Annotated in this window: 28 protein-coding genes and 1 pseudogene; 21 read left to right on the top strand and 8 right to left on the bottom strand. The window is 66.0% G+C overall.

Features of this window, described 5'->3' with window-relative positions:
- Positions 1 to 10: 10 nt before the first annotated feature.
- A complete protein-coding gene (locus LDO86_RS00335; protein WP_018770385.1) occupies positions 11 to 214 on the bottom strand; it encodes a hypothetical protein in 204 nt (67 codons plus the stop codon).
- Between the two features lie 60 nt (positions 215 to 274).
- Here LDO86_RS00335 and LDO86_RS00330 point away from each other — a divergent pair.
- A pseudogene (locus LDO86_RS00330) lies at positions 275 to 494 on the top strand (phosphogluconate dehydrogenase C-terminal domain-containing protein); the annotation flags it as partial.
- Positions 495 to 568: 74 nt separating this feature from the next.
- On the opposite strand, the gene LDO86_RS00325 reads toward LDO86_RS00330, so the two are convergent.
- Both LDO86_RS00325 and LDO86_RS00320 read right to left on the bottom strand, forming a co-directional pair.
- Positions 569 to 1,756: a mandelate racemase/muconate lactonizing enzyme family protein gene (locus LDO86_RS00325; RefSeq protein WP_018770387.1), complete on the bottom strand. Its 1,188-nt coding sequence runs from the start codon at positions 1,754 to 1,756 to the stop codon at positions 569 to 571.
- Positions 1,757 to 1,765: 9 nt separating this feature from the next.
- Complete coding sequence (locus LDO86_RS00320) at positions 1,766 to 2,809, bottom strand: LacI family DNA-binding transcriptional regulator (protein ID WP_018770388.1); 1,044 nt, start codon at positions 2,807 to 2,809, stop codon at positions 1,766 to 1,768.
- 235 nt (positions 2,810 to 3,044) lie between these two features.
- Between LDO86_RS00320 and LDO86_RS00315 the strand changes: the two genes are divergently transcribed.
- From LDO86_RS00315 to LDO86_RS00285, 7 genes are read left to right on the top strand one after another with little or no spacing between them, the layout of a single operon-like run.
- A complete protein-coding gene (locus tag LDO86_RS00315) occupies positions 3,045 to 4,373 on the top strand; it encodes an extracellular solute-binding protein (protein WP_018770389.1) in 1,329 nt (442 codons plus the stop codon).
- A complete protein-coding gene (locus tag LDO86_RS00310) occupies positions 4,370 to 5,305 on the top strand; it encodes a sugar ABC transporter permease (RefSeq protein WP_018770390.1) in 936 nt (311 codons plus the stop codon). Before LDO86_RS00315 ends, LDO86_RS00310 begins: the two co-directional genes overlap by 4 nt.
- A 1-nt stretch (position 5,306) precedes the next feature.
- On the top strand, positions 5,307 to 6,212 hold the full coding sequence (locus tag LDO86_RS00305; RefSeq protein WP_018770391.1) for a carbohydrate ABC transporter permease: 906 nt from the start codon (positions 5,307 to 5,309) through the stop codon (positions 6,210 to 6,212).
- 13 nt (positions 6,213 to 6,225) lie between these two features.
- On the top strand, positions 6,226 to 7,416 hold the full coding sequence (locus LDO86_RS00300; RefSeq protein WP_018770392.1) for a Gfo/Idh/MocA family oxidoreductase: 1,191 nt from the start codon (positions 6,226 to 6,228) through the stop codon (positions 7,414 to 7,416).
- A 35-nt stretch (positions 7,417 to 7,451) separates the two neighbouring features.
- Positions 7,452 to 8,456, top strand: coding sequence for a sugar phosphate isomerase/epimerase (locus tag LDO86_RS00295; RefSeq protein ID WP_018770393.1), 1,005 nt, complete (start codon positions 7,452 to 7,454; stop codon positions 8,454 to 8,456).
- A gap of 51 nt (positions 8,457 to 8,507) precedes the next feature.
- The gene (locus LDO86_RS00290) at positions 8,508 to 9,206 is read left to right on the top strand and encodes a ThuA domain-containing protein (protein ID WP_018770394.1); all 699 of its coding nucleotides are present in this window, start codon (positions 8,508 to 8,510) and stop codon (positions 9,204 to 9,206) included.
- Positions 9,191 to 10,306 (top strand): Gfo/Idh/MocA family oxidoreductase, encoded by a 1,116-nt coding sequence (locus LDO86_RS00285; protein ID WP_018770395.1) that lies wholly within the window; start codon positions 9,191 to 9,193, stop codon positions 10,304 to 10,306. Before LDO86_RS00290 ends, LDO86_RS00285 begins: the two co-directional genes overlap by 16 nt.
- Positions 10,307 to 10,343: 37 nt before the next feature.
- Here LDO86_RS00285 and LDO86_RS00280 read toward each other — a convergent pair whose 3' ends face one another.
- The gene (locus LDO86_RS00280; protein ID WP_224084178.1) at positions 10,344 to 11,495 is read right to left on the bottom strand and encodes a GGDEF domain-containing protein; all 1,152 of its coding nucleotides are present in this window, start codon (positions 11,493 to 11,495) and stop codon (positions 10,344 to 10,346) included.
- Positions 11,496 to 11,642: 147 nt separating this feature from the next.
- On the opposite strand from LDO86_RS00280, the gene LDO86_RS00275 reads away from it, so the two are divergent.
- From LDO86_RS00275 to LDO86_RS00235, 9 genes are all read left to right on the top strand, one after another.
- On the top strand, positions 11,643 to 11,879 hold the full coding sequence (locus LDO86_RS00275) for a zinc-ribbon domain-containing protein (protein ID WP_018770397.1): 237 nt from the start codon (positions 11,643 to 11,645) through the stop codon (positions 11,877 to 11,879).
- A gap of 287 nt (positions 11,880 to 12,166) precedes the next feature.
- A complete protein-coding gene (gene rsgA, locus LDO86_RS00270) occupies positions 12,167 to 13,324 on the top strand; it encodes a ribosome small subunit-dependent GTPase A (RefSeq protein WP_223995338.1) in 1,158 nt (385 codons plus the stop codon).
- A gap of 44 nt (positions 13,325 to 13,368) precedes the next feature.
- Entirely contained in the window at positions 13,369 to 14,079 is a 711-nt protein-coding gene (locus LDO86_RS00265) for an alpha/beta hydrolase (RefSeq protein WP_018770399.1), read from the top strand.
- A 47-nt stretch (positions 14,080 to 14,126) separates the two neighbouring features.
- Positions 14,127 to 15,230 carry an agmatine deiminase family protein gene (locus LDO86_RS00260; protein ID WP_224084177.1) on the top strand — a complete coding sequence of 368 codons (1,104 nt, stop codon included), beginning with the start codon at positions 14,127 to 14,129 and terminating at the stop codon, positions 15,228 to 15,230.
- The gene (locus LDO86_RS00255; RefSeq protein ID WP_018770401.1) at positions 15,227 to 17,023 is read left to right on the top strand and encodes an amidase; all 1,797 of its coding nucleotides are present in this window, start codon (positions 15,227 to 15,229) and stop codon (positions 17,021 to 17,023) included. Before LDO86_RS00260 ends, LDO86_RS00255 begins: the two co-directional genes overlap by 4 nt.
- A gap of 183 nt (positions 17,024 to 17,206) precedes the next feature.
- Entirely contained in the window at positions 17,207 to 18,115 is a 909-nt protein-coding gene (locus tag LDO86_RS00250) for a pentapeptide repeat-containing protein (protein WP_224084176.1), read from the top strand.
- A 59-nt stretch (positions 18,116 to 18,174) separates the two neighbouring features.
- Positions 18,175 to 19,425, top strand: a complete 1,251-nt coding sequence (locus LDO86_RS00245; RefSeq protein ID WP_026265944.1) for a D-arabinono-1,4-lactone oxidase — start codon at positions 18,175 to 18,177, stop codon at positions 19,423 to 19,425.
- 22 nt (positions 19,426 to 19,447) lie between these two features.
- Positions 19,448 to 19,792 (top strand): hypothetical protein, encoded by a 345-nt coding sequence (locus LDO86_RS00240; RefSeq protein WP_018770404.1) that lies wholly within the window; start codon positions 19,448 to 19,450, stop codon positions 19,790 to 19,792.
- 117 nt (positions 19,793 to 19,909) lie between these two features.
- Entirely contained in the window at positions 19,910 to 21,070 is a 1,161-nt protein-coding gene (locus LDO86_RS00235; protein WP_018770405.1) for a Vms1/Ankzf1 family peptidyl-tRNA hydrolase, read from the top strand.
- 118 nt (positions 21,071 to 21,188) lie between these two features.
- Here the strand turns inward: LDO86_RS00235 and LDO86_RS00230 are convergent, their stop codons facing one another.
- Positions 21,189 to 21,728: a MarR family transcriptional regulator gene (locus tag LDO86_RS00230; RefSeq protein WP_018770406.1), complete on the bottom strand. Its 540-nt coding sequence runs from the start codon at positions 21,726 to 21,728 to the stop codon at positions 21,189 to 21,191.
- 274 nt (positions 21,729 to 22,002) lie between these two features.
- Here LDO86_RS00230 and LDO86_RS00225 point away from each other — a divergent pair, with 274 nt between their 5' ends.
- The 3 genes from LDO86_RS00225 to LDO86_RS00215 are packed head-to-tail and all read left to right on the top strand — an operon-like array spanning position 22,003 to position 23,989.
- Positions 22,003 to 22,899 carry a hypothetical protein gene (locus LDO86_RS00225; protein ID WP_051081398.1) on the top strand — a complete coding sequence of 299 codons (897 nt, stop codon included), beginning with the start codon at positions 22,003 to 22,005 and terminating at the stop codon, positions 22,897 to 22,899.
- Positions 22,899 to 23,330, top strand: a complete 432-nt coding sequence (locus LDO86_RS00220) for a phage holin family protein (protein ID WP_026265945.1) — start codon at positions 22,899 to 22,901, stop codon at positions 23,328 to 23,330. Before LDO86_RS00225 ends, LDO86_RS00220 begins: the two co-directional genes overlap by 1 nt.
- Positions 23,327 to 23,989, top strand: coding sequence for a DUF3618 domain-containing protein (locus tag LDO86_RS00215; RefSeq protein ID WP_134164841.1), 663 nt, complete (start codon positions 23,327 to 23,329; stop codon positions 23,987 to 23,989). The genes LDO86_RS00220 and LDO86_RS00215 overlap by 4 nt, the downstream gene beginning before the upstream one ends.
- Positions 23,990 to 24,073: 84 nt before the next feature.
- On the opposite strand, the gene LDO86_RS00210 is transcribed toward LDO86_RS00215, so the two are convergent.
- Positions 24,074 to 24,871 carry a LysR family substrate-binding domain-containing protein gene (locus tag LDO86_RS00210; RefSeq protein ID WP_081620206.1) on the bottom strand — a complete coding sequence of 266 codons (798 nt, stop codon included), beginning with the start codon at positions 24,869 to 24,871 and terminating at the stop codon, positions 24,074 to 24,076.
- Between LDO86_RS00210 and LDO86_RS00205 the strand changes: the two genes are divergently transcribed.
- Positions 24,870 to 25,274, top strand: a complete 405-nt coding sequence (locus LDO86_RS00205) for a DUF5997 family protein (protein ID WP_026265869.1) — start codon at positions 24,870 to 24,872, stop codon at positions 25,272 to 25,274. The two genes, LDO86_RS00210 and LDO86_RS00205, sit on opposite strands and share 2 nt — an antisense overlap.
- A 3-nt stretch (positions 25,275 to 25,277) precedes the next feature.
- Here the strand turns inward: LDO86_RS00205 and LDO86_RS00200 are convergent, their stop codons facing one another.
- Together LDO86_RS00200 and LDO86_RS00195 are read right to left on the bottom strand one after the other, a co-directional pair.
- A complete protein-coding gene (locus LDO86_RS00200) occupies positions 25,278 to 25,658 on the bottom strand; it encodes a VOC family protein (RefSeq protein ID WP_026265868.1) in 381 nt (126 codons plus the stop codon).
- 16 nt (positions 25,659 to 25,674) lie between these two features.
- A complete protein-coding gene (locus tag LDO86_RS00195) occupies positions 25,675 to 26,112 on the bottom strand; it encodes an NAD(P)H-dependent oxidoreductase (protein ID WP_018769911.1) in 438 nt (145 codons plus the stop codon).
- Positions 26,113 to 26,186: the final 74 nt, after the last annotated feature.

Below are 26,186 nucleotides of genomic sequence, written 5' to 3'. Positions count from 1 at the left end.
GTGTGTTCCTTCAGCGCAGCTGGGAAGCCTGGACTTCCAGGCCGCCGCGCAGCTCAACGAGTTCACGCGTCCGCGGCGCACCCAGCATCAGTCCCCAACTGAGGGTCCGGGGCAGGAGTTCGGAGACGCCGTCCCTAAGATAGGTGTCGGAGCCGGGACGGACCACCACGATGCCCAGGATTTCCAAGGCGCCCCAGGGAGCCCAGGGCGGCACTGATCTTGGCCGTCGAGGCGGCAGATTCTACGGACACCTCCCAAGCGAAACAATCTGAAGTCCGGCGCCTCCCGTGACTCTGCCGAGGCCGTCATCCGCACCATCTACGCTCCCGTCATCGACGTGCACTGGGTCACCGTCAAGCAGCACGCCATCCTGGAGCCAACCCTGGTACGGCAAGGACAGCATCATCAAGGACGACTGGAAGAAGATCTTCGACGACTCCGAACTCGACGGCGTTATCGCCAAGCTGCTCAAGCTCGAGGCGGTCAAGCGCTAGGCACACCCGCAGCGGCGGCCTCCGTCCGGTTATTAGGCCGGGCGGACGCCGCCGTTTTTTCGTTGTCCGACGCGTCAGCGGACGCCTGCGCCTGCGAGGTTGAAGTAGGACCGGGCGTCCGGCGGCCGGATATCGGCCACCACGTCGCTGAAGATCCGCATGGGATGCGGCGTGAAAGGATGCTCCGCGATCGCGTCATAGTCGAGGTCGATGCCCAGCCCAACGCCTTCGGGGATCATGACATCGCCGTCTGCCGTCAGCTGAAGGCGCTCACTGGAGATGTCGCTGCGCCACGGCACGTCCGTGGCCATGATCTCCAGGTACCGGAAATTCGGCAGTGTGGCCCCGAGCTGCAGGGTTGCCGCAGTGCTGAGTGGCCCGCTGGGGTTGTGCGGTGCGAACGGCACATAATGGGCTGCCGCCAGAGTGGAAATGAATGACAGTTCCAGCAGCCCGCCGGCGTGCGTGACGTCCGGCTGGATGTAATCCACGGCGTTGCGGGCCAGGGCGGGAATGAAGGTGTTCCGGCCCATCCACCTCTCCCCCGCGGCAATGGGAACAGGGGACCTGCTGCGCACCTCCACGAGGGCGTCGATCCCGTCCGGCGGGCACGGTTCCTCGAAAAACACCGGCTGGAACCGTTCAAGTTCGCGGGCCACCCGGATGGCTGTGGGGACATCAAAGCGGCCATGGCCTTCTATGAACAGTTCAACGTCGTCGCCCACTGCCGCCCGCACTGCCTCAACAGGTTCAAGCATGCGCCCCAGGTCCCGCGGTTCCAGGAAAAGGTCCGCGGCCTCGAAAGGGTCCCACTTTAGGCCGCGGAAGCCTTGGCCGACCGTCCGTACAGCGGCCTCGGCGAAATCCTCCGGAGTGATGGCCCCGGAAAACCAGCCGTTGGCGTAGGCGCGGACCCGGTCGCGGACCTGTCCCCCCAGCATCCGGTGGACCGGGACGCCCAATGCCCGCGCCGAAACATCCCACATCGCCATCTCAAGGGCGCTCAGGGCTGTCATGGATACCGGACCGCCGCGCCAGTAGGCGTCGCGGTTGAGTTCATAAATGGTCTGGGTAATCCGCGTGGGGTCCTTGCCCCTGACGGCTTCGGCAAGGACAGCCACCGCCCCGAGGACAGCATGTTCCTGCCCTTCGAGGGTCGCCTCGGCGATACCGGTGAGCCCCTCGTCAGTTGTAAGCCGGACGAAGATGAGGTTCGTCCGGTAGAAGTCCACGACCACGGTGTCGAGATGGGTGATTTTCATGGTTGTCTTTCAGTCCGCGGGAGGGGCGGTGGATTCCCGCACGATTACCTGGGTTGCCAGTTCCACTCGGTGGGAATCGAGGACTTCGCCTTGCACCTGCCGCAGCAGCGACCTTAGGGCCGCGCGCCCCATCTCCTCCAGGGGCTGGGCCACGGAACTCAGCGATGGAACGGACTGCTCACCCTGGTTGGTGCCGTCGAAGCCGATGAGGCTGATGTCCTCGGGAACCCTGATTCCGTGGCGCCGCGCTTCGCTGAGGACGCCCAGGGCAATGGTGTCGCTTCCGGCGAAGATCGCCGTGGGGCGCGGGTCAAGCTTCAGCAGCTCTTTGAATCCATTGACCCCACTCTCCGTCCGGAACCGGCCGCCGGAAACAACGTACTGGGGGTCCACCTTGATCCCTTGTGCCATCAGGGCTGCCATGTATCCGTGCAGCCGCGCCTGGTTGCATTCAGCGCCCTCTATGCCGCCGATGTAGGCAATGCGGCGGTGTCCCAGTCCCAGCAGGTGCTCGGTGGCAGCTTTGCCGCCGGCCCAGTTGGTGGCCCCAACGCTGACGACGTCGGCGGAGGGCGGGTTAAGCGGGTCGATGACGACGACGGGGATGTGGCGGCGCCTGAACGCGTGCAGTTGCGCCTCGCTGAAGGCCGAGGTCACCACGATCATCCCGGCCCTGCCCTCTTCGAGCATCCGCTGCGCCCGGCGCTCGGGGGTGTGGCGGGCGGGGGTGGACTGGCCGGTCACGCTGACCAGGATTTCGACGTCGGCGGCGGCAGCGAACTGCAGGATGCCGTTGAGGACCTGGATGGTGTATGCGGAGTCGAGCACGTCGATCACTACTTCCACCACGGTCCCGCTTTCGGCGGCCGCCCGGCGCTGGACAGGCGACTGGTAGCCCGCCTGCTCCAGTGCGGCAAGGATCCGGGCCCTGGTTTCGGGGGCCACGTCCTCACGCCCGTTCACCACTTTGGACACCGTAGGCGCCGAAACCCCTGCCTGCCTGGCCACGGTAGCGAGCGTGGGTTTGGTCCGCTCCTGCAATTTGCTCGTCATCGGTTCGCAATCTTTCGAAAGTGGGGAAACGTTTTCATTGTGCAGAGTGGGGCCTTCTCCGGTCAAGAGCACCGGGACATAGGGAGTAGACAGAAAAGATCCTCTACGATCCCTTGACGCCGCCGATAATTAGGGCTTTAGTTTACAGCGTGACTTATATCACCGTTCGAAATGTTTCGAACGAACGGCGGAGCTGACGCCCCGTACCCCGACGCAAATTCACAATGGAGAAGCAATGAAGCAACCCCAGTCCTCCCGGCGGTCTTTTCTCGCCCTCGCTGCCCTCACTCCCTTTGCCGTTGCCGCGACCACTGCCTGCGGGACGTCCGGCCCCGGTGCCTCCAGCGGCGGCGGGGGCGCCAGCATGTGGTACCTGTCCGGCGAGCCGAACCAGACCACCATGCAGAAAGCCGTGGATGCCTTTAACTCGGCAAACTCCGCCGACAAGATCACGGTCACGTACTTCCAGAACGACGCCTACAAGACCAAGATCAAGACCGCCATCGGCGCCAACCAGGCACCCACGATCATCTACGGCTGGGGCGGCGGTGGCCTGAAGACCTACGCCGAGGCCAACCAGGTTGAGGACCTCACCAGCTGGTTCGACCAGAATCCGGACCTGAAGAAGAAGTTCTTCCCGTCCGTGTTCGGTGCAGCCACCGTCAACGGCAAGATCTACGCCCTGCCCAACCAGTACGTCGCCCCGATCGTGCTGTTCTACAACAAGGAACTGTTCCAGAAGGCAGGCGTCCAGCCGCCCAAGACCTGGGACGACATCATGTCCTTGGTCAAGACCTTCAACGGCATGGGCGTAGCCCCGTTCTCCCTGGGCGGCCAGTCGCGCTGGACCTCCATGATGTGGCTTGAATACCTCCTGGACCGCATCGGCGGGCCGGACGTCTTCAAGGCGATCTTCGAGGGCAAGCCCAATTCCTGGATGGACCCGGCCGTGATCGAGACCGGCACCAAGATCCAGGAGCTGGTCTCTGCTGACGGCTTCATCAAGGGCTTCTCCTCCATCACTGCCGACTCGCAGGCAGACCAGGCCCTCCTGTTCTCCGGCAAGGCAGCCATGATGCTGCACGGTTCCTGGACCTATGGCGCCATGAAGAAGGCCGGCCAGAACTTTGTGCAGGACGGAAAGCTGGGCTTCGTCCCCTTCCCCACGGTTGCCGGCGGCAAGGGCGACCCGAAGAACGGCGTCGGAAACCCCGCGGCGTACATGTCAATCTCTTCCAAGGCCAGCGACAAGGAAAAGGAATCCGCCAAGAAGTTCTTCAAGGACGGGATCCTGACCGATACCGTGGTCGACGCCTACATCAACTCCGGCTCCGTGCCGATTGTCAACGGCATCGAAGACAAGCTGAACACCTCCCCGGACAAGGAGTTCCTGAACTTCGTCTACGACATGGCCAAGAACGCACCCAACTTCCAGCAGTCCTGGGACCAGGCGCTGAGCCCCACCGCAGCTGAGGCCCTGCTGAACAACATCGACCAGCTGTTCCTGAAGTCGATCACGCCGCAGCAGTTCGCCGAGAACATGAACGGCACCCTAGGGAAATGAGCAACGCCGTCTCCACTGCCCCGCGGGCCGCCACGAGGGCGAAAGATTCCAAGCAGACCGAACAGCGCAGGGCCGCCCTGGCGTGGCTGACCCTGCCGGCACTGTTCTTCTTCCTGGTGTTCGCAGTCATCCCGCTGGCCGGGGTGCTCATCCTCAGCTTCAGCAGCTGGGACGGAATCGGTGCCATCGGGGCAGCTGGACTGGACAACTGGTTCTCTGTGCTGGCGGATCCGGGACTGTACAACGCCCTGGGCCTGACCTTCCTGATCATGATCGTTTCGTGGCTGGTCCAGACTCCCATCAGCCTGCTCCTGGGGGTGTTCACGGCGGGAAGCCAGCGCTACCGGGCTGCCCTTGCCGTCCTGTACTTCCTGCCCCTCTTGCTGTCCTCAGCCGCCGTCGCCATCGCCTTCAAGGCCCTTTTGGACCCGAATTTCGGCCTGGCAACCGGCCTGGGGCTGCCCTTCCTGGCACAGGACTGGCTGGGGGTACCCCAACTGGCCGTAGGCCTGGTCATCTTCGTCATCGCCTGGCAGTTCGTCCCGTTCCACACCCTCATCTACCAGGGCGGGGTGCGGCAGATCCCGAAGTCCCTTTACGAGGCAGCGCAGATCGACGGTGCCGGAACCATCAAGCAGTTCTTCCACATCACCCTGCCCCAGCTGAAATACACCATCATCACGTCCTCCACGCTGATGGTGGTGGGTTCGCTGACCTACTTCGACCTGATCTTCGTCCTCACGGGCGGCGGACCGGGAAACTCCACGCGGATCCTGGCCCTGGACATGTACCTGCGGGGCTTCCGGGCCAACCTCATGGGCCCGGCCAGCGTCATCGCCGTCATTCTCGTCATCATCGGCCTTGCACTGGCCTTGTTCCTCCAGCGTCTTGGCGGCAAGGACAAACAAGGCAGCCAATTGGAAGGTTTGTAGGGTGAGTACCGTCCTGAAAAGCAATTCGCAGGAGGCCCGGACCGGAACCACGGCCGGTTCCGCCGCACCCAAGCAGGGACTCGGCCAACGGCTGAGGCGGCTCAACATCCCCGGCGGCCTCGGTGGGTGGATCTGGCTGGCCATTATCATCCTCCCGATCTACTACGTGGTGATCACCAGCCTGAAGACGCAGGCGGGATACTTCGGCCAGAATCCCCTGGCCGTTCCCACCTCGCCCACGCTGGAGAACTACCAACTGGTCCTTGAGAAAGACTTCGCCACATATTTCATGAACAGCGTCATCGTCACGCTCGGTTCCGTAATTCCCACGGTGCTGATCTCGTTCATGGCCTCGTTCGCGATCGTCCGGGGCAGCGGAAGGTTCCTCAAGCTGGTCAACGGCATGTTCCTCATGGGGCTGGCCATCCCGCTCCAGGCGACGATCATCCCGATCTACCTGATGATCATCCGGCTCAACCTGTACGACAGCCTGCTGGCACTGATGCTGCCGTCCATTGCCTTTGCCATCCCCCTCACAGTGCTGATCCTGTCCAACTTCATCCGCGACGTCCCGAACGAATTGTTCGAGTCCATGCGGCTGGACGGCTGCAGCGAGTGGCAGACCATGTGGCGGCTCGCCCTGCCCCTGACCCGCCCGGCTATTGTGACCGTTGCCATCTACAACGGCCTGCATGTCTGGAACGGGTTCCTGCTCCCGCTGGTCCTGACCCAGAGCCCCAGCCTGCGCGTCCTGCCCCTGGGCCTGTGGAGCTTCCAGGGTGAATTCAGCGTCAATATCCCGGCCGTTCTCGCCTCGGTGATGCTCAGCACGCTGCCCATCCTGGTGCTTTACGTCATCGGCCGCCGCCAACTGCTGGCAGGCCTGACGGCCGGCTTCAGCAAGTAGAAAGGACACGTCCATGACCACCGCCAAACCCCTGCGGGTCGGCATGGTGGGCTACGCCTTCATGGGTGCCGCCCACTCCCACGCCTGGCGGACCGCGCCACGGTTCTTCGACCTGCCGCTGCAGCCACAGCTCACCGCGGTCGCCGGCAGGAATGCCGACGGCGTCCGCGCGGCAGCTGACAAGCTGGGCTGGGAGTCGGTGGAGACCGACTGGCGGCGCCTGATCGAGCGCGACGACATCGACCTCATCGACATCTGCACGCCCGGCAACACCCACGCAGAGATTGCCATCGCAGCCCTCGAGGCCGGAAAGCACGTGCTGTGCGAAAAGCCGCTGGCCAACTCCGTGGAGGAAGCCGAGCGGATGACACTGGCAGCGGAGACCGCCGCAAAGCATGGCGTCTTCTCCATGTGCGGCTTCAGCTACCGCCGCACCCCGGCACTGGCACTGGCCAAGCGGTTCGTGGAGCAAGGACGGATTGGCGACATCCGGCACGTCCGGGCCCAGTACCTGCAGGACTGGCTCTCCGACGCCAACGCCCCCATGACCTGGCGGCTGGACAAGGACAAGTCCGGTTCCGGCTCCCTGGGCGACATCGGCGCACACAGCATCGACGCCGCCCAGTGGGTCACGGGGCAGAACATCAGCGGGGTGTCGGCAATGCTGGAAACGTTTGTCCGGGAACGTCCGCTGGCAGGCGACCTGGTGGGCCTTGGGGGCCACGGCGACCTCAGCAGTGACACCCCCCGCGGGACCGTCACCGTTGATGATGCGGCCATCTTCAGCGCAAAGTTCGACGGCGGCGCCTCCGCGGGCGCGATCGGCGTCTTTGAGGCAACGCGCTACGCCCTGGGCCGGAAAAATGCCATGCGGCTGGAGGTCAACGGCACCAAGGGTTCCCTCGCCTTTGATTTCGAGGACATGAACGTCCTGTCCTTCTACGATTCGGCCGAATCGCCGGACGCCGGCTTCCGCCGGATTTTCGTCACCGAGCCCGAGCACCCGTACGTGGGGCATTGGTGGCCCACGGGCCACGGCCTGGGGTACGAGCACGGTTTCACCCACCAGGTGGTGGACCTGGTCACGGCCATTGGCGAGGGCCGCCAACCGGAACCGTCGTTCGGCGACGCCTTGCAGGTACAGCGGGTCCTCGCCGCAGTGGAGTCCAGCGCCGCGAATTCCAGCCAGTGGCAAAAAGTCTGAGCGACCTACAGCTTCAAGAAACCAAGGAACACCCAATGACACGACCAATCACGCTGTTCACCGGCCAGTGGGCCGACCGGCCCTTCGAGGAAGTGGCCCGGCTTGCCGGCGAGTGGGGCTTTGACGGGCTGGAAATCGCCTGCTGGGGCGACCACCTGGACCCCCGCCGGGCTGCGGAGGACGACAACTACCTCCAGGGCCGGCTGGACATCCTCGAGAAGAACAACCTCAAGGTCTTCGCCATCGCCAACCACCTCACGGGCCAGGCCGTCTGCGATGACCCTATCGATGAGCGCCACCAGGGCATCCTGTCCGCGGAAGTCTGGGGCAATGGCGAGCCTGAAGGGGTGCGCCGGCGGGCGGCGGAGGCCATGAAGGACACCGCGCGGGCGGCCGCACGGCTTGGCGTCAAGACCGTGACGGGGTTCACCGGTTCGTCCATCTGGAAGGCCGTCGCCATGTTCCCGCCGGCCTCGCAGGCAATGATCGACGCCGGTTACCAGGACTTCGCGGACCGGTGGAACCCCATCCTGGACGTCTTCGACGAGGCAGGTGTCCGGTTCGCACTCGAGGTCCACCCGTCTGAAATCGCCTACGACTACTGGACGGCGAAACGGACCCTTGAGGCTATTGGCCACAGGGCGAACTTTGGCCTGAACTTCGACCCCTCCCACTTCATCTGGCAGGACCTGGATCCCGTGATGTTCCTGCAGGACTTCGCGGACAAGATCTTCCATGTGCATGTAAAGGAATCCGTCCGGCAGCTGGATGGCCGCAACGGCCGCCTGGGTTCGCACCTCGCCTGGGCGGATCCCCGGCGGGGCTGGGACTTCGTCACGGCAGGACACGGTGACGTGCAGTGGAACCGGATCTTCCGGACCCTGAATGCCATTGGCTACGACGGCCCCACCAGCATCGAATGGGAGGATGCCGGAATGGACCGCCTCATCGGCGCCCCGCAGGCCCTTGCCATGGTCCAGGAACTGGCCCGCATCGCCCCGCCCGCAGCGGCGTTCGACGCCGCCTTCGCCAGCCGCTGACCCCCTGCTCTTTCCGGCCCGCAAGGCCGGTAGCCAAACAAAGGAAATTCAATGACAGAACGAAAGAATGCACTGGTGGTCCGCGGCGGCTGGGACGGCCACCAGCCCTACGAGGCCACCGAGCTCTTCATTCCCTATCTCAAAGACAACGGCTATGACGTCCGGGTGGAGGAATCCCCCAAGGTCTACGCCGACGCCGCCTACATGGCCGGTGTGGACCTGATCATGCAGTGCATGACCATGTCCACCATCGAAAAGGACGAGTTCGCCGGACTGCGGGCCGCCGTGGAGAACGGCACCGGCCTGGCCGGCTGGCACGGTGGAATCGCCGATTCCTACCGGAACACCTCCGACTACCTGCACCTGATCGGCGGCCAGTTCGCCTGCCACCCTGGCAAGCACCCGGATGAGTGCATCGGCGAGCAGTCGGACAACTACGTGCCCTATACCGTCAACATGCTGCCCGCGGCCGCCGAACACCCCATCACCCGGGGCATCCAGGACTTCGACCTGGTCACCGAGCAGTACTGGGTCCTCTCCGACGACTACATCGATGTCCTGGCCACCACCACCCAGAAGGTCCGTGAATGGGACCCGTGGAACCGTGAAGTGACCTCCCCCGCCATCTGGACCCGCCAGTGGGGCAAGGGCCGCATCTTCGTCGCCACCCCCGGCCATCGGGTCGAAATCCTCCAGGACACCAATGTCCGCACCATCATCGAAAGGGGCCTGCTGTGGGCAAGCCGTTGAAAGTCGGAATCATTGGCTGCGGAGCCATCATCGCGCAGTACCTGGCGAACTTCCGCAAACTCAGCCAGATCGACCTGGTGGCCGTGGCGGACCTGGACCCCGCACGTGCCCAGGCCGTGGCGGATGGCTACGAAGGTGTCCGCGCCATCTCCGTGGAGGAACTCCTCGCCGCGGACGACGTCGAACTTGTCCTGAACCTGACCATCCCCGCCGCCCACGCCGAGGTGGCACTGAAGGCCATCGCCGCCGGAAAGAGCGTCTACGGCGAGAAGCCCCTTGCTGCCACGACTGAGGAGGCGCGCCAGGTGCTGGACGCGGCACGCGAGGCCGGCGTCGCCGTCGGCTGCGCTCCTGACACCGTACTGGGCACCGGCATCCAGACCGCCCGCAAGGCGATCGACGACGGGCTGGTCGGCGCCCCCATCTCGGCGTCGGCAACCATGGTGACCCCAGGCCACGAGCGCTGGCACCCGAACCCGGACTTCTACTACCAGCCCGGCGGCGGCCCGCTGCTGGACATGGGCCCCTACTACGTCACCGCCCTGGTGACCCTGCTGGGTCCGGTCGTCTCCGTGATGGGCGCGGCCAGCCACACCCGGAATGAGCGCACCATCGGCTCGGGGCCGCGCCAGGGCGAGAAAGTGCCGGTCACCATCGACTCCCACGTGACCGGCGTCCTGGTCCACGCCTCCGGTGCGCTGTCCACCCTCTTCATGAGCTTCGATGCCGTGAAGTCGAAGTCGCCCAACATCGAGATCCATGGCGAGCGCGGTTCCCTGGTGGTGCCGGATCCGAACCACTTTGACGGCGACGTCCAACTGTTCTCCCTCGGCGCCGAGGACTGGGAGACCCTTCCCGCCTCCGCAGGGTACGTCGACGCCGGACGCGGGTTCGGCATCGCGGACCTTGCCGCCACCCCGCAAGGCAAGGAGCCCAGGGCGGGTGGCGCACTTGCCTTCCACGTCCTGGAAGTCATGGAATCCGTCCTCAAAGCCGCACGCAGCGGCATGACGGTCGGCATCCGGAGCACGGTGGAGCGGCCGGAAAGCGTGGCCCTCACCGTCCTGGCCGAACAGGCGGATGCGCTCCAGTCCCAGTAGCCGGCTGTCCGGAACCGTGCCGCTTTGGGCAGTAAAGCTACCGCAGCCCGTCGCTGCGGGCGGCGCGGTTCCGGCCCAGCGATTTGGCCCGGTACAGGGCGGCATCCGCTGCGGCGATAAGTTGATCAACATCGGAGGTCACGCCGTCGTAGGTGGAAATGCCGTAACTCGCGGTGGGCATCTCCATGCCGGCCGGCGTGTCCGCGCCGGCCATGCGCCTGCTGATCTCCTCGGCAATCGTCTCGGCCCGTTCGGCGCTTGCTCCGGGAACCAGGATGACGAACTCTTCCCCGCCGTACCTCCCCGTCAGATCTGTGGAGCGCACGGTGGCAGCGCAGGCGTCGGCGAAGGCCTGCAGCGCCAGGTCGCCGGCGGCATGCCCATAGGTGTCGTTGACAGTCTTGAAGTGGTCAAGGTCGGCAAGGATCAGGGCTCCCGAGCCGCCGGTGATGGTGCGGTCGGCCAACTGCTCGGTGGCCAGGTCCAGGAAGGCCTTGCGGTTCAGGAGCCCGGTGAGGTCGTCGCGGCTGGCCACCACGCGCAGGGCACGCGTCTGCTGTTCGGTGCTCAAGGCCGCCATGCTGAAGGACACCACCACCAGCAGGACCATGGTCACCAGGGTGGTGATGGCGGACCCAAAAACGGTGACGAAGACAGGCCCGTTCTGGCCCTCCACCAGGAACGCCAGCCAACGGAAGAAGTAGAAGACACTGAGCCCTCCTGCCGCCACAGCCATGGGGATCCGGACCCGCGAATACCCGGGCTCAAGGCGCCAGAGCTCACGGGACGCCAATCCGACGGTCAGGCTCATGGCGGCGAGGAACACCGTGCCGCCGGACCAGGTGTTGGTGGCGGGTTGGTCCAGCAGGGAGGCCACCAGGGTGACCAAGGGAATGCCGGTAAAGGCCCAGCTGGGAGGCCGTACGGTCCGCAGGGAGCGCGCCCCGGCCCACACTGCAACGCCGCCGTGCACCAGCAGGGTGTTTCCCAGGGGGTTGGCCCACACCTGATGCACTGTGCCGTCAAACAGGAAGCAGCCTGATCCGGCCAGGAAGAACAGCAGGGCACCGCACCACCAGGCGCTGTATGGCGAACGCGTCAGCCGGTAGGCGGAAAAGTAGAAGAGAACCACCAGGACCAGGGCCATGAGGCCGAAAGCGATGCGCAGGGTCGCCGTGTCCAGAACCATGTGCCAGAAGTCCCCCCAGAAGGCCCGATGTTGCCCAGCACAGTATGGCATCCACGCACACCGTACAGAAGCGTCCGTACCCCTGAAGGACAGCCGTCAAACTCACCTAGGGTGGCAGGTACCACCCAGGCAATGAAAGGCCCGCCCATGCTCCTCCTTTTCGGCTTCAAGACCGTCCACCAGGCCCTGCCGGGCCGGACGGCAACCTGCCAGCACTGCGGCGCCTTCGTCCACCATGCCCTGGACGAACAGGCCACCAAGTTCACGCTGTTCTTCATCCCTGTCCTCACGGTGTCCCGGAAATACCTGATCACCTGCACCAACTGCGGCTACGCTTCGTCCATCAGCGGACGGCAGAAGCGGGCGCAGGAACTTCGGCGGTAGCACGCGGCAATCCCCTGCGGAAGATGCCAACCTCTAGCCTCCGGCGTTGGCGGCCGCTAAAGTGGGAGACGGTCCCGCCCCGCCGCTTCCGGCAGGAGGACGGGAAACCGCACAAGGGAATGGAGGTGGTTTTGATGACTGCAGTTGCCGCGCGCCCTGGGCGCCCCGCATCCATCACACCCACCATCCCTCCCGGCTGCCTTCGCGGTTCCTGACGCTGCGCGTCCAGCCGCACTGCACCGGGGACAGCCCAAGGAACCACAGTGCATACTTCTTCAGGCAACCCCCTGGACACCACCAACACCACAGAAACAGACAGCGCTGCTGGCACTCGTCCGCTGCCCGGCCCCTCCGCATACGGCTACACGCCCGCCGTTGCCGGCTATTTCGATCAGCATCCCTGTCCGCCGGCAACTGAACGGGGCCGGGTGGTCCGCGTGGACCGCACCCTGCTGCTCGTTGCGGTCCATGACGGTCTCCTCCACCTGCCCTACCCGCTCTCGGGCGAGCCGGCCGTCACCGGAGACTGGGTCTGGATCGGCCCCAACCGGGGCGGCGACCGGCAAATCCTGGCCGTCCTCCCCCGCCGCTCGGAACTCAGCCGCAAACGTGCCTTCGAGGATTCGTCCGCCGCGCAGGTCCTGGCCGCGAACGTGGACACCGTGGGCGTGGTGGTGCCCGTGGACCGGCCCCTCACACACAACCGGTTGGAACGCACCCTCGTCGCCGCATGGGATTCCGGCGCCACCCCCCTGGTGATCATCACCAAGGCGGACCTGGCCGAGGTGGCGGACGACGTCGTCGGAAAAGTTATCCTTCAGGCGGCGGGCGTGGAGGTGGTCACCACATCCGCCGAAAACGGCGACGGTATCGACGAACTGATGGCACGGATTCCGCCGGGCGGAACCATCGTGCTGCTGGGACCGTCCGGTGCTGGCAAATCCACCTTGATCAATGCCCTGGTGGGCCGCGACGTCCAGCAGACCGCCGAAGTGCGGTCCGGAGACTTCAAGGGCAAGCACACCACCACCGTCCGCGAGCTGGTTCCGCTGTCCAACGGGACGGTGCTGATGGACACTCCCGGCGTGCGCGGATTTGGCCTGTTCGATGCCGGGGACGGCCTGGACGGGATGTTCGGCGACGTCGAGGAACTGGCTGCCGGCTGCCGGTTCGCTGACTGCTCACACGGGAGCGAGCCTGGCTGCGCTGTCCGCGAAGCAATCGACACCGGCGTCCTGGCCGCGCGCCGCTGGAACTCGTATCTGAAGATGCAGCGGGAACTGGCGGCGCTGGCGCGCCGCTCCGATGTCGCCGCCCAGCGCGCCTACCACCGGGAGTGGCACCAGAAGGTGGTTTCGGCGGGGAAGTCGCAACGCTGGGCTGAGCGCGAGGCCTCCGAACGCGGAAGCCGGAACGGAGACAAGGACCGGAAGCGCAAGCGGTAGGAGAACGCCTATTCCGTGTCATGGGTGGGGAGTAGGGTTCGGTCATGGACATCATCCTGGTACCCGGTTTCTGGTTGGACGCCTCGTCATGGGAGGGGGTAACACCTGCCCTGGAAGCAGCCGGGCACCGCCCCCATCCCCTCACGCTTCCCGGCAAGGACTCGGTGGATGCCAGCCGCGCAGGCATCAGCCTGCAGGACCATATCAATGCGGTGGTGGAGGTCCTGGACGGGCTGCCGGGCAGGGTGGTCCTGGTGGGCCACTCCGGCGGCGGGGCAATCATTCACGGGGTAGTGGATGCGCGGCCGGACAGGGTGGAACGCGCCATCTACGTGGACAGCGGGCCGCTGGCTGACGGCAGCGTCATCAACGACCAGTTGCCTGCCCACGGGGACGATGTCCCGCTGCCGCCCTGGCAGAGTTTTGACGACGCCGAACCGGTGGACCTCAACGACCGGCTGCGCCAGTCATTCCGCGCCCGCGCCATTCCCGAACCCCGCGGCGTGGCGTACGGCAGGCAGCGCCTGCATGACGGGCGCCGCTACGACGTTCCCGCCACCGTCATCTCGTGCGGGTTCCCCTCGGCCATGCTCCGGGAGTGGATCGCGGCAAACCATCCCTTCGTGGCGGAACTGGCCAAGGTGCGGGACGTGGAATTCATCGACCTGCCCACCGGGCACTGGCCGCAGTTCACCAAACCGGACCAACTGGCCCAGGCCATCCTGTCGGCGGTGGACCGGACAGGCAGGGACTGAAACGAAATACTCTTGCGCGCTGCCAGTACGGTCCCCATAATAAATGAATGCCATTCATTTATTCGACCGCAGTCCGGGACAGCGCCGCCCCTGACCATGTATCCACCGGCACCGCAGGCCACATGCCCGCAGAGTGGGAGGCCCACCAGCGCACATGGATGGCGTTTCCACCACCCAACGACACCTTCGGCCCCATAGGCAGCCCCACCCTTGACCGGGCCCGGGCCGCCTGGACCACGGTGGCCCAGACCATCGCCCGGCACGAGCCCGTGACGGTGGTGGCTGACCCCAGGGACGCCACGGCCGCACGGGAATGGCTCGGCAGCGGCATCGACGTCGTGGAGGTCCCGCTCGATGACGCCTGGCTGCGGGACAGCGGCCCCACGTTCGTGCACCAGCCCAACGGCGCACTGGCAGCCGTCGACTGGATCTTCAATGGATGGGGGGCCCAGGAGTGGGCGGCGTGGGCCAAGGACCAGGACGTTGCCCGGACTGTTGCAATAGGCACCGGAGTTCCCGTCTGGCCGAGCCCCTTGGTGAATGAGGGCGGCGGGTTCCATGTGGACGGCGAAGGGACCGTCCTGCTTACCGAAACGGTTCAATTGGATCCCCGCCGCAATCCCGGCGCCACCAAGGAATCGGTTGAAGCAGAAGTCCACGCCGCCCTGGGCACCACCAAAGCCATCTGGCTTCCACGCGGACTGACCCGGGATTACGACGAATTCGGCACCCGGGGACACGTGGACATCGTGGCAGCCTTCGCCGGCGCCGGCACCATCCTGCTGCACCGCCAGGACGATCCCGCCCACCCCGACCATGCCGTCTACCTGCAGCTGAAGGCCGTCCTCGCGGGCCAGCTGGATGCCAAAGGCCGGCCGCTGCGCATTATCGACGTCCCGGCACCCACGGTGTTGCGCGATGCTGATGGCTGGGTGGATTGGTCCTACATCAACCACTACGTCGGCAACGACGTGGTGGTGCTGTGCAGCTTTGACGATCCCAACGACACCATCGCCGCGGGGATCCTGGAACGCGCGTATCCGGGCAGGGCCGTGGAACTGGTGGATGCCAGGGACATCTTCGCTTTCGGCGGCGGCATCCACTGCATCACGCAGCAGCAGCCGGCTGCCAAGGATGGAGGCACACTGTGAAGCTCGCCGAAACGGAGGTTCCGCTGCCGGTGGGGCAGACGTTCGATGTCGTGGAGGCCGGCATCGCACAGCTGCGCGCCGCCCTCGACTCCGGCCAGGTCACCAGCGAGGAACTGGTCCGTCTCTACCTTGACCGCATCGAGAAGTATGACTCGCACGGCATACGCCTCAACGCGCTCGTCGTGATGAACCCGGATGCAGTTGCCGAAGCACAGGCGTCAGACCGGCGCCGCGCTGCCGGCTTCACCCTGGGACCCCTCGACGGTATCCCCTACACGGCTAAGGACAGCTACCAGGTAAAGGGGCTTACCGTAGCCGCGGGCTCACCGGCCTTCAAGGACCTGGTGGCACAGCGGGATGCCTTCACCATCGAACGGCTGCGGGCAGGCGGGGCGGTCCTGATCGGGCTCACCAACATGCCGCCCATGGCCAACGGAGGTATGCAGCGCGGCGTATATGGCCGGGCAGAGAGCCCCTACAACGCGGAATACCTCACCGCCGCCTTCGCCTCCGGATCATCCAACGGCTCCGGTACCGCCACGGCCGCCAGCTTCGCGGCATTCGGCCTCGCCGAGGAAACCTGGTCCTCGGGGCGGGCACCGGCGTCGAACAATGCCCTGTGCGCCTACACACCCTCGCGCGGCATCATCTCCGTACGTGGCAACTGGCCCCTGGTACCCACCATGGACGTGGTGGTGCCGCACACCCGCACCATGGCGGACCTGCTGGAGGTCCTGGATGTGGTGGTGGCGGATGACGCCGAGGCCCGCGGGGATTTCTGGCGCGTCCAGCCGTGGATCCCGCTGCCCAAGGCATCCGCCGTCCGCCCGCCGTCGTACGTTGGCCTCGCGGTCCGGGACGCTTCGGCGGCCGCGGGCGTGCTTGCGGGACAAAGGCTTGGCATCCCCCGGATGTACATCAATGCCGATCCCGCCGCCGGTACGGCCGAAGCACCTGGCATCGGCGGTCCCACGGGGCAACGGATCGAGACGCGCGGGTCCATCCTGGACCTCTGGAACGCGGCGCGGCGTGCTCTGGAAGCCGCGGGCGCGGAACTGGTGGAAGTGGACTTCCCCGTGGTGTCCAACTATGAGGGCGACCGGCCCGGTTCGCCCACCATCGCCACCCGCGGACTGGTGTCGCCGGAGTATCTGCGGCGGGAGATCGTGGACCTGTCGGCCTGGGCGTGGCATGACTTCCTCGACGCCAACGGCGACCCGCGGCTGAACCGCCTTGCCGACGTCGACGGTTCCGCGATCTTCCCCGCCCCCCAGGGCGCGCTGCCGGACCGCTACGACGGGTTCGACGACGACATCGCCGACTATCCTTCCTGGATCCGCGACAACGGGGTTCCCGTCCTGGCCGACATTCCGCACCTGCCCGAAGGCCTGGCGGGACTTGAGGAAACCCGCCGGGTGGACCTGGAGGAATGGATGGACCGGCTGGGACTGGATGCCGTGGTGTTCCCGGCGGCGGCCGACGTGGCACCTGCCGACGCGGATACCAATGAACGCTCGGCGGACATCGCCTGGCGCAATGGCGTCTGGGTGGCCAATGGAAACCTGGTACCCCGCCACCTCGGCATCCCCACTGTCACGGTTCCGATGGGCATCGCTGCGGATATCGCGATGCCCGTTGGCCTCACCATCGCCGGCCGCGCCTACAGTGACACCCACGTGCTGCGGCTGGCCGCGGCCTTCGAAGCCACCGGGAGCCGCCGCGTTCCACCGCCGCGCACCACGCCCACAGGAAAAGCCTCAGGAAAGGGCACGGTAAACACGAACAGCGACTGACCATTCCCGCCCGATGCGGATATTCTGGACGCAGTGATTCTCCTTCATTGCCTATGATGTCCAGCCGTCCGCAGTTCCCGTCATTCCCGGCAGGAACGGTGATTCCGCGTGCCACGGAGGGGAACCCCACCATGGGTTCCCCTCCGTCCCGCGCCCCTATCGGAACCACCCTCGGGAGCAATCATGAAACCCACCAACCCTCCTTCCGCCGCCACCCCCACCGGCCCGGCCACCCTCCGGCCTGACTGTTCGCAGTGCTTTGCCCTGTGCTGCACGGCTTTCGGGTTTACCCGCTCGGCCGACTTCGCCATCGACAAACCGCCCGCCACGCCATGCCCCAACCTGGCGCCGGACTTCTCCTGCACCATCCATGACCGGCTCCGGCCCCGCGGGTTTGCGGGCTGCACGGTTTTCGACTGCTTCGGCGCAGGCCAGGCAGTCAGCCAGCGGCTGTTCAGGGGCATCAGCTGGCGGGAAGACCCGGAATCGGCGCCGGACATGTTCGCCGCCTTTAAAGTCCTGCGCCAATTGCACGAAATGCTGTGGCTCCTGGCCCAGGCTGGGGCGAAAGCCTATGGCCCGGATACCGCGGAGGATGTCCGCCGCTTGCAGGCGAAGGTCAGGGCAGTTGCATCGGGCGCCCTTGAGGAGGTCCTCGCAGCCGACATCGCATCCCTGCACCTCCAGGTGGGCAGCGCACTCCGTGAGGTCAGTGAGGAGGTCCGCGCGGGCTACTTCGGCGCCGGCCCCTTCGGCGACGATCCGCGCCTGGTCCGCCTGGCGCCGGGCGCCGACCTCGCGGGAGCAAACCTGCGCGGCCTGCCGCTGTGCGCTGCGGACCTTCGCGGTGCCTGCCTGATCGCCGCGGACCTCCGGGGCGCCGACCTGACGGCAGCGGACCTCCTTGGTGCCGACCTGCGGGATGCAAAGCTCGACGACGCCGACCTCACCGGGGCGCTCTTCCTCACCGAGGCGCAAATCACCGCGGCCCACGGCAGCGCTTCCACCCTCCTCCCCGCCGGGCTTGAGCAGCCCGGGCACTGGCATGCTGCCGCTCCTGCGGCCCCCGCCCGTCCCGTGGAAGCGCCTTGACAGCGAAGATTGTTAGCGCTGACAGTTGGAGGAAACCGATGTCAAACGAAAGCCACCCGATGAAGAACTGGGCAGGAAACCTCGAATACTCCTCCGCGGACGTGCGGCGGCCGGAATCCGTAGCGGAGCTGGCGGACATCGTGGCGGACTCGCCGCGGGTCAAGGCCCTGGGCTCCCGGCACTCCTTTAACCGGGTGGGCGACACTGACGGCGTCCACATCCTCCTCGATGCCCTGCCGCAGCAGGTGGAACTGGATGCCGGGCGGGGAACCGTGCGGGTCAGCGGCGGGGTGAGCTACGGGGCACTGTGCCGGACCTTGGAGGAGTCCGGGGTTGCCATCCACAACCTGGCCTCGCTGCCGCACATTTCGGTAGCCGGTGCGGTCCAGACCGGCACGCACGGCTCCGGGGTGGACAACCCGTCCCTCGCCGGCGCCGTGGAATCCATCGACCTGGTGCGGGCCTCGGGCGAGCAGGTGACACTTACCCGGGCGGACGGCGATGAGTTCCTTGCCAGCGTGGTGGGCATCGGCGCCCTGGGCATCGTCACCGGACTGGAACTGGCGGTACGTCCCAGCTTCACAGTGCGCCAGCGTGTCCTGGAGGACCTTCCCTGGGACAACGCCCTGTCGGATTTCACCGCCATCGTCTCCAGCGCCTACAGCGTGAGCCTGTTTACGGACTACGCCGGCGACCGGATCAACCAGGTCTGGCTCAAAGCACTCGACGGGGAGCAACCACCCGCCAACCTGTTTGGTGCCACCGCCGCCCTCCGTCCCCGGCACCCGCTGCCGGACATGTCCGCCGAGAATTGCACTGCACAGCTGGACGAACCCGGGCCTTGGCTGGACCGGCTGCCGCACTTCCGGCACGAGTTCACTCCCAGCAACGGGGACGAACTGCAAAGCGAATTCATCCTTCCCCTGGAGCACGCCCCCGCCGCCCTCCAGGCAGTCCGCGGGCTGGCCGGCCAACTTGCACCCCTGCTCTTCGTCTCGGAGATCCGCACCGGAGCCGCCGACGAGTTCTGGCTCAGCCCTTTCTACCGCCAGCAGAGCGTTGCCCTGCACTTCACCTGGAAACCGCTGCAGCCGGAGGTGGAAGCCTTCCTCCCACTCCTGGAAGACGCCCTCCGGCCCTTCGGGGCGCGCCCGCACTGGGGCAAACTGTTCACCGCGGACGCCCATGACTGGGAAAAGCTGTACCCGCGCTTCGCCGACTTCCGTTCCTTTGCCGCCGGGCACGACCCGGAGGGCAAGTTCCGGAACGGACTCCTGGACAGCATCCTCGGCGTCCCGGCCCGCCGGTAGGCACCGCCGGTACGCTTGAGGCATGACCTTCCGCGCCGCCGTCGTTACTGCCGCCTCCCTGTCCACCGCCCTGTTGCTGCTGACCGGATGTGGCGGGGTGGAGGAGGCTGCGGGCAATGCCGCCAGCGATGCCGCATCCAAAGTTGCCTCCGCCGCCGCACAGGAAGTCAACCGGCAAATCTGCGCGGTGGTGCAGGACGGCCTGGTCAGCGTGGAGGACCGACAGGCGCTGGCCGGGCTCGTCTCGGCGGCACGCACGGCAGGGGTACCGGCGGAAATTACGACGCCGTTGGGCCAGATCGCCGAAGCCGGAGACCAGGTGCCGGCAGACTCAGTCCGGGCCTTGAAGGACGCCTGCCAGGCCTGACGGACGGGCTGACTGTCGGGGGGCCGGAAGACCCTTCAGCCGCCTCTTCCCCGGTGCTAGCGTGAAGTGACGAACCAATAAGCCTGTGACACCACGTCACGCGCGAAGGAGATCGTCATGGCAGAACGCGGCAATACCACCCACGGTTCCGGCCTGAAGGCATACGCGGACCTGTACCGCCTGCCCGGCCCCTGGTGCACAGCCTACGTGGATGCCGGAACCGGAACAGTGGACAGCCTGGAAGCCGGCGACGTCCGGGCCGGAAACACCCGCGCCCAGCTCGAGGCCCAGGGAGCAACGTCCGCTGACATCGACGCCATGGAACAGGCCCTCACGCCCGCAACGGGGATGCCCTCCCCCGTGTCCAGGTTCGTGCTGGTCCACGGCGGGAAAGCCGAACTCAACGAGGTGCTCCCGGGCCGGCTGGTCTTGCCGGAGAGGATGGTCGTCGAGCCCGTCCCGGACCTGCTCCCGCTGCTGAAACACCAGCCCGAAGAGTTTCCGTACGTTGTGGCCGAGGTCAGCCGCGAACATGGGGAAATCCGGTTGTACCGTGCCGGGGCGGGGGCCCCTGCCAGCGTCCGGGAGGTGGAGGGCGAGTCCGAACACATTCACAAATTCCATGGCGGCGGCTGGTCGGAGCTGCGGTTCCAGCACCACACCGAGGACGTGTGGCGCCGGAACGCCGACGAAGTGGCGGGCGAAATAGACAGGGTGGCCAGTGCGGGCGGCGCCCGGCTGATTGTTCTCGCCGGCGATATCCGCGCCCGCGGGCTGGTCAGGGAAAACCTCTCCGAGGCCGGCAGGGCACTGTTGTCGGAGGTCGATTCCCACACGCACACTGCCGGGGCGGACAGCGCCAACCTGGAGGACCAGGTCAGCCAGCGGGTGGCGGAGGTCTGGGCTGAAGAACAGCAGGCGGTCATGGACAGGCTGGCAGTCCAGGAGGGCCAGGCAAATCCGGAAGCGGCCCACGGGGCGGGAGCTGTGGTCCACGCGCTCCAGCAGGGACAGGTTGAGGTCCTGATCCTTGATGACGCCGCCCTGTCCCGGCGGACCATGCTGGCCTTGGATGCCGAACCGTGGATCGCCACGGCCAAAGAGGAAGCCCTGGCGGCAGGAATACTTGGCGAAGTTCCGGCCCCTGCCGCCCTGTTGCGGGCAGCTGCCCTGACTGACGCCCGCGTTCTCCTGGTCCCTGGACCTGTCCTGCCGGAGGGCGTGGATGTGGCGGCACTGCTCCGCTGGTCCCCGGGCCCGGGCGTCCCGTCGTCGTAATCAGCCTATGCAGCCCACCTGGTGCAAGGGGGACTGCTGGAGGAGGAACGGGAAGCCGAAGGTTGGACAAAACAGTGGCCGGTCCGAAAGGTCCGGCCACTGCTTTTTAGACTTCCCGTCAATTCTGGCGGGGCTGGTCCCATCCCCGCAGGCCGCCTGCACGCCCGGCCTGCGGCCGGTGACCGTGCGCGGCCCGGTGTTCGGGAGGGGCAAACGGAACCACGCCGGTGTCGTGGCTGAGCGGTGCGGCGCGGACAAACTTTGTCAGCTCCTCGCGGAGTGCCTTCCATGCGATGTCCGGATCGTCAGGATAGGCCTTGACCTCTGCCTCCCGCGCCGCTTCAACGGCGGCAACACCGGCATCGGTGAGTTCCACTTTCAGCTGCCTTCGGTCTGTGGCATGGCGCATCCTGGTGATGAGTCCTGTGGATTCAAGCCGGGTCAGGACACGGCCCAACGTCTGGCTTTGGACCCTGATCGCGTCGGCAAGCTGTTCCTGGTTCAGTGGGCCCCCCATCAGGCCTTCCAATGCAATAACAGCGGCACGGGTGAGGCCAAGGGGGGCCAGTGCATCGTCCTGCCGCCGCTGGATCAGCCGTGCCGCCAGAGTGATCAGGCGGTAGCTGCTCCGGGCGTCCGGATCGAGATTGCTGGTCATCGGCCGCAGCCTTCCTGTAGGTGGCGAAAGTGCTGGTCACCATGCGTCGCTACACCCCTACAATAAGCATGCTTAGCAACACATTCGCAAGTAGGCTTACTAACCGCCCACCTTCACGCCCTTGCATAGGCGCAGCCATTGGAAGCTGAACACCACTACCCCTTGCAATCGAAATGGGAAGTGTGCTTAGTATCTAATTAGTAACCTTGCTTACTAAGTTGCCAGCACTGCTGGTTCTTGTTCGCCAGCTAACCCTTTCTGAAAGAGAGCGATGATGACAGAGAACCAATGGCCCCAGACACCACATACCCCCGCCGCCCCCGGTGTTGCCGATCCGTACGGCGCAACGGAAACAGCGCCCCAGCATGACTCCTACACGGGGGTTTCAACCGATTCCTCCAAGTCGCAGGCAGCCAAGGAAGAGGCTTCCAACGTTGCTGGTGAAGCCGCATCAGCCGCCCAGAATGTAGCGGAGACCGCCAAGGGCGAGGCCGCGAATGTGGCCCATGAGGCCAAGCTCAATGCCCAGGACCTGCTTCACCAGGCCAAGTCGGGCCTGACCACCCAGGCCGGCACGCAGCAGCAGAAGGCCGCCGAGGGCATCCGCAACATTTCCAGCCAGCTGCACAGCATGGCCAGCGCCCCGGACCAGCAGGGCATGGCCAGCGACCTTGTCCGGCAGGCAGCCGAGCGGACCTCCTCCATCGCGTCCTGGCTGGAGAACCGGGAACCCGGCGACCTCCTGAACGAGGTCCAGCGGTACGCCCGCAACAATCCCGGCACGTTCCTGCTCCTCGCCGCCGGCGCCGGTGTCCTTGCCGGACGCCTCACCCGCGGCCTCACCGCAGGCGCCCCCGACTCGCAGGGGCAGGTCCAGGCTTCGGGCCAGCACCGCGCGGCGCAGACACCCCCGGCAGTGCAGTCACCGGTAGCGCCGCTGCGGCAGGAGACCGTGTACGCCGCGGGTAACGATGACCTCTTCAATGAGCCCACCGTCACAGGCGCAACCCCGGTATCCACCAGCACGCTTCCCTCGGGTACCGCGGAGGAAACCCCGCTCCGGTTCGACGACGACCCCTACCGGGCCGAAAACGGCGTGTACACCGGTGACGAGGCGTTCGGCACCGAGGGAACCTCCGGGACTGGCCGCCGCGGCACGGGTGGCCTGTAATGAGTAGCCAGATTCCGGAAATGCCGCCGAGTGCGGCGCATGTGAAAGCGGACAACGCGTCCCTGGGCGAGCTGCTGGGCGACGTAACCCGGGACCTGTCCACCCTGATGCGCCAGGAAGTGGAACTGGCCAAGGCCGAACTCAAACAATCCACCTCCCGCGCAGGGAAAGGCGCCGGCATGCTCGCCGGCGCCGGCGTCGGCGGACACTTCGTCCTGCTCTTCCTCTCCCTGGCCCTGATGTGGGCCCTGGGCGCCATCATGCCCCTGGGCTGGTCCGCACTGATCGTCGCCGTCATCTGGGCCATCATCGCCGCCGTCCTGGCCTCCATCGGCCGCAAGGAACTCAAGCAGATCAAAGGCCTGCCCCAAACCGGGGAAACCCTCTCAGAAATTCCCCCAACCCTAAAACCAGGTGAGGTAAACCGATGAGCGAAAACCCTGACGTCATCCGCGCAGACATAGAAGCCACCCGGGCACGCCTGGGCACCAACGTGGACGCCGTGGCAGACAAGGTCACCCCGTCCAACATCGTCCACCGCCAAACCGACAAGGTCAAAGACGCCGTCACCGGCGTCAAGGAGAAAATCATGGGCGCCGCAGACAACGCCACCACCAGGGTCCACGACACCACCGCCACCGGCGCCGGACACACCACCAACGCCATGCACACCGCCGGCGACAGCCTCCACCAGGCAGGCGACACCGTCTCGACCAAACTCAGCGACGCCGGCCACGCCGTCTCCGCCGCCCCGGACCAGGTCAAAGCCAAAACCGCCGGCAACCCCCTCGCCGCCGGCCTGATCGCCTTCGGCGCCGGACTCCTGGTCTCCTCCCTGATCCCGGCAAGCCAGAAGGAACGCGAAGCCGCGGACCAGCTCAAAACCGCAGCCCAGCCCCTGGCAACCCAGGTCACCGACGCCGCCAAAACCATGGCCCAGGACCTCAAGGAACCAGCCCAGGAAGCCATGGAAAACGTCAAGGCCACCGCCACCGACGCCGCCCAAAACGTCAAACTCGAAGGCCAACAAGCCGCCACCGACGTCAAAGACCGCGCCACCGACGCCAAAGACCACGTCCAAAACACGTAACCCGCGTGGGTATCCACGTACCAAAGCAAAGCCGGCTCCGCATCCCGCGGGCCGGCTTTGCCGTTGCCGGGCCTGGACTCCTGCCTAGCGCTTGCCCTTCTTTCGGGACCCTTTCCCCCGGCCCTTGTCCGGGTTGGGGGCGTATCTCTGGGCTACCTTGGGCGCCTTTTTGGCGCCGGTGCCGCGGCGGTCCGGCTTCGGATCCTTCTTGACCTTGACCGGCTGGGCCGAGGGCTGGCGTGAGCTTTGGGCAGTGCGTCCGCGCACGATGCCGATGAACTCCTCCAGCACCTCATCCGTGGCCTCCGTCGGCCAGGCCAGCGCGATCTCAGTTCCGTCCGCGCCGGTGAGCCTGCGCGCCACCGTGTCCTTGACGTTGAAGTGGCGGGCCACCGACATGGGGAGGACCACCAGGCCGGCGCCGGCGGCAACCACCTGGAGCGCGGCCTCCGGTCCGCCCAGGGCAGCAACATCGAGGAATGACTCCTGCGCCAGGTCGGCCAGGGCCACTTCCTCGAACACTGAAATCTCGTGCCCCTTCGGCGCCACCACCACCGGCTGTTCCTCGTAGAGCGGTATGACGCTGAGCCCTTCCCGCTCGATGGGAAGGCGGACAAAACCCATGTCCGCCGCGCCGTCCCGCAGCTTCCCAAGCTGCGCGCCGTCGTCGACCATGAATGCCTCAAGGGGAATATGCGGCATCCGCTCTTCCCAGCGGCGGATCCATTTGCCCGGCGTCACGCCGGCCACGTATGCGATGCGCAGCACCCGGGGTGCCGCCTGGTCGGCCGGCCCGTCAGGGGCGGATTGGGCATCAGGCGAGGGGGTATTGTCGGAGGGCACGTCTTCACAGTACCCGCCGCCCGGATACCCTTGAAGCATGACCTCTGCAAACTCCCAGTCCATGAAGCCGGCCACCGTTGCCAAGAAACTTGGCATCTATCTCCCGGCCACGCCGCAGGAGTTCCAGGATTCAACCATCACCCGCGAGGAGTTCGCCGAACTGCAGGCCAACCCGCCGGAATGGCTCGCCGAGCTCCGCCGCAACGGCCCGCACCCCCGCCCCGTGGTGGCACAGAAGCTGAACGTGTCCATCAGCGGCCTAACCCGCGGCGGCGTGGAGGAAGCACTGACGACGGCGGAAATCACCGCGCTGCTGCAGGCTCCGCCGCAGTGGCTGGTCACCGAACGTGCCACCCACGCGGCTGTCCGCGCCGAGGCCCAGCGGGTCAAGGAAGAGGCCGCGAAGAAGCAGGCGAAGAAGGACCGCACCCAGGCCCGTTAGCCCTCAGTCCTGGTGGATCTGGATGTAGTTTCCGCAGCCGTCGTCGAACACTGCACTGGTCCCGAACGGATCCGTGGTGGGCGGGGTCTTGAAGCTGACTCCGGCGGCCACCAGCCTGTCGTATTCCGCCTGCACATCGGGAACCCCGAAGACTATCGCGGGTAGGCCCGCCTCGCGCACGGCTTTCATGTAGTTCGCGCCGATTGGGTTGTCGCTGGGCTCGAGGAGGAGTCCTACTGAACTGTCGTCCGCTCCCGGGTCTTTGATGATGTAGAGGTTGTACTCCGGCATGGCCATGAGCGTGTCAAAGCCGAGCGTTCCCGTATAGAAGGCATGGGCGGCGGCGGGGTCCTGGACGTGGATGCTGCACATTTTGAGTCGCATGCCTTCACCGTACCGCTCAGCTCCTGACGGTTTGCAGTGCCTTGGACCAGGAAATGACCTGATCAAGCAGCGGCTGCAGCGCCTCTTCCGCCCCTTCTGACGGTGTGAAGGTGGTGTATTCCTGGAAATCCGCGGCGAACGGCCACTCCGCGTAGCCGTAATCCAGCGTGTTCTTGAGGGCGCCCGGAACGGAATGGTTGTATTCGGCGGTGACAAAAATGAACCCGTCGAACCCCTTTACCGCCGCGGCCCACCGTTTCGTGTGGTCCTGCTGGTACTTGCCCAAAGAGGGCGGCAACGGCTCATCAAGCAAGGGCAGGGCGAAATCGGCAACGTCCAGCATCCCGAACTCGGCGCCGCCGTGCTCCTGTGCGTGCTTGAGGACCCACTCGGCTACCTGCCTACTGCGCCGCCCCGGCCGCGTACTGCCGACAACCACGGCGATCCTGACCATTGCCTTCCTCCTTGGCCTGCGGATGGCACCTTTGTAACTCAGGTGAAGGCATCCCCATGTCCTTTTATTCCGGC

It is taken from the genome of Arthrobacter sp. StoSoilB19, from assembly GCF_019977275.1.
Taxonomy (GTDB): Bacteria; Actinomycetota; Actinomycetes; order Actinomycetales; family Micrococcaceae; genus Arthrobacter.
The sequence above is the reverse complement of the archived record's forward strand: the minus strand, read 5'-3'. Positions and strand labels throughout refer to the sequence as shown.

Bases quoted from the DNA above. Each gene is read 5' to 3' on its own strand.
- LDO86_RS00325 (WP_018770387.1), bottom strand. From the start codon at position 1,756: ATGAAAATCACCCATCTCGACACCGTGGTCGTGGACTTCTACCGGACG.
- LDO86_RS00320 (WP_018770388.1), bottom strand. From the start codon at position 2,809: ATGACGAGCAAATTGCAGGAGCGGACCAAACCCACGCTCGCTACCGTG.
- LDO86_RS00315 (WP_018770389.1), top strand. From the start codon at position 3,045: ATGAAGCAACCCCAGTCCTCCCGGCGGTCTTTTCTCGCCCTCGCTGCC.
- LDO86_RS00310 (WP_018770390.1), top strand. From the start codon at position 4,370: ATGAGCAACGCCGTCTCCACTGCCCCGCGGGCCGCCACGAGGGCGAAA.
- LDO86_RS00300 (WP_018770392.1), top strand. From the start codon at position 6,226: ATGACCACCGCCAAACCCCTGCGGGTCGGCATGGTGGGCTACGCCTTC.
- LDO86_RS00295 (WP_018770393.1), top strand. From the start codon at position 7,452: ATGACACGACCAATCACGCTGTTCACCGGCCAGTGGGCCGACCGGCCC.
- LDO86_RS00290 (WP_018770394.1), top strand. From the start codon at position 8,508: ATGACAGAACGAAAGAATGCACTGGTGGTCCGCGGCGGCTGGGACGGC.
- LDO86_RS00280 (WP_224084178.1), bottom strand. From the start codon at position 11,495: ATGGTTCTGGACACGGCGACCCTGCGCATCGCTTTCGGCCTCATGGCC.
- LDO86_RS00275 (WP_018770397.1), top strand. From the start codon at position 11,643: ATGCTCCTCCTTTTCGGCTTCAAGACCGTCCACCAGGCCCTGCCGGGC.
- LDO86_RS00265 (WP_018770399.1), top strand. From the start codon at position 13,369: ATGGACATCATCCTGGTACCCGGTTTCTGGTTGGACGCCTCGTCATGG.
- LDO86_RS00260 (WP_224084177.1), top strand. From the start codon at position 14,127: ATGCCATTCATTTATTCGACCGCAGTCCGGGACAGCGCCGCCCCTGAC.
- LDO86_RS00250 (WP_224084176.1), top strand. From the start codon at position 17,207: ATGAAACCCACCAACCCTCCTTCCGCCGCCACCCCCACCGGCCCGGCC.
- LDO86_RS00245 (WP_026265944.1), top strand. From the start codon at position 18,175: ATGAAGAACTGGGCAGGAAACCTCGAATACTCCTCCGCGGACGTGCGG.
- LDO86_RS00240 (WP_018770404.1), top strand. From the start codon at position 19,448: ATGACCTTCCGCGCCGCCGTCGTTACTGCCGCCTCCCTGTCCACCGCC.
- LDO86_RS00235 (WP_018770405.1), top strand. From the start codon at position 19,910: ATGGCAGAACGCGGCAATACCACCCACGGTTCCGGCCTGAAGGCATAC.
- LDO86_RS00230 (WP_018770406.1), bottom strand. From the start codon at position 21,728: ATGACCAGCAATCTCGATCCGGACGCCCGGAGCAGCTACCGCCTGATC.
- LDO86_RS00225 (WP_051081398.1), top strand. From the start codon at position 22,003: ATGACAGAGAACCAATGGCCCCAGACACCACATACCCCCGCCGCCCCC.
- LDO86_RS00220 (WP_026265945.1), top strand. From the start codon at position 22,899: ATGAGTAGCCAGATTCCGGAAATGCCGCCGAGTGCGGCGCATGTGAAA.
- LDO86_RS00215 (WP_134164841.1), top strand. From the start codon at position 23,327: ATGAGCGAAAACCCTGACGTCATCCGCGCAGACATAGAAGCCACCCGG.
- LDO86_RS00205 (WP_026265869.1), top strand. From the start codon at position 24,870: ATGACCTCTGCAAACTCCCAGTCCATGAAGCCGGCCACCGTTGCCAAG.
- LDO86_RS00210 (WP_081620206.1), bottom strand. From the start codon at position 24,871: ATGCTTCAAGGGTATCCGGGCGGCGGGTACTGTGAAGACGTGCCCTCC.
- LDO86_RS00200 (WP_026265868.1), bottom strand. From the start codon at position 25,658: ATGCGACTCAAAATGTGCAGCATCCACGTCCAGGACCCCGCCGCCGCC.
- LDO86_RS00195 (WP_018769911.1), bottom strand. From the start codon at position 26,112: ATGGTCAGGATCGCCGTGGTTGTCGGCAGTACGCGGCCGGGGCGGCGC.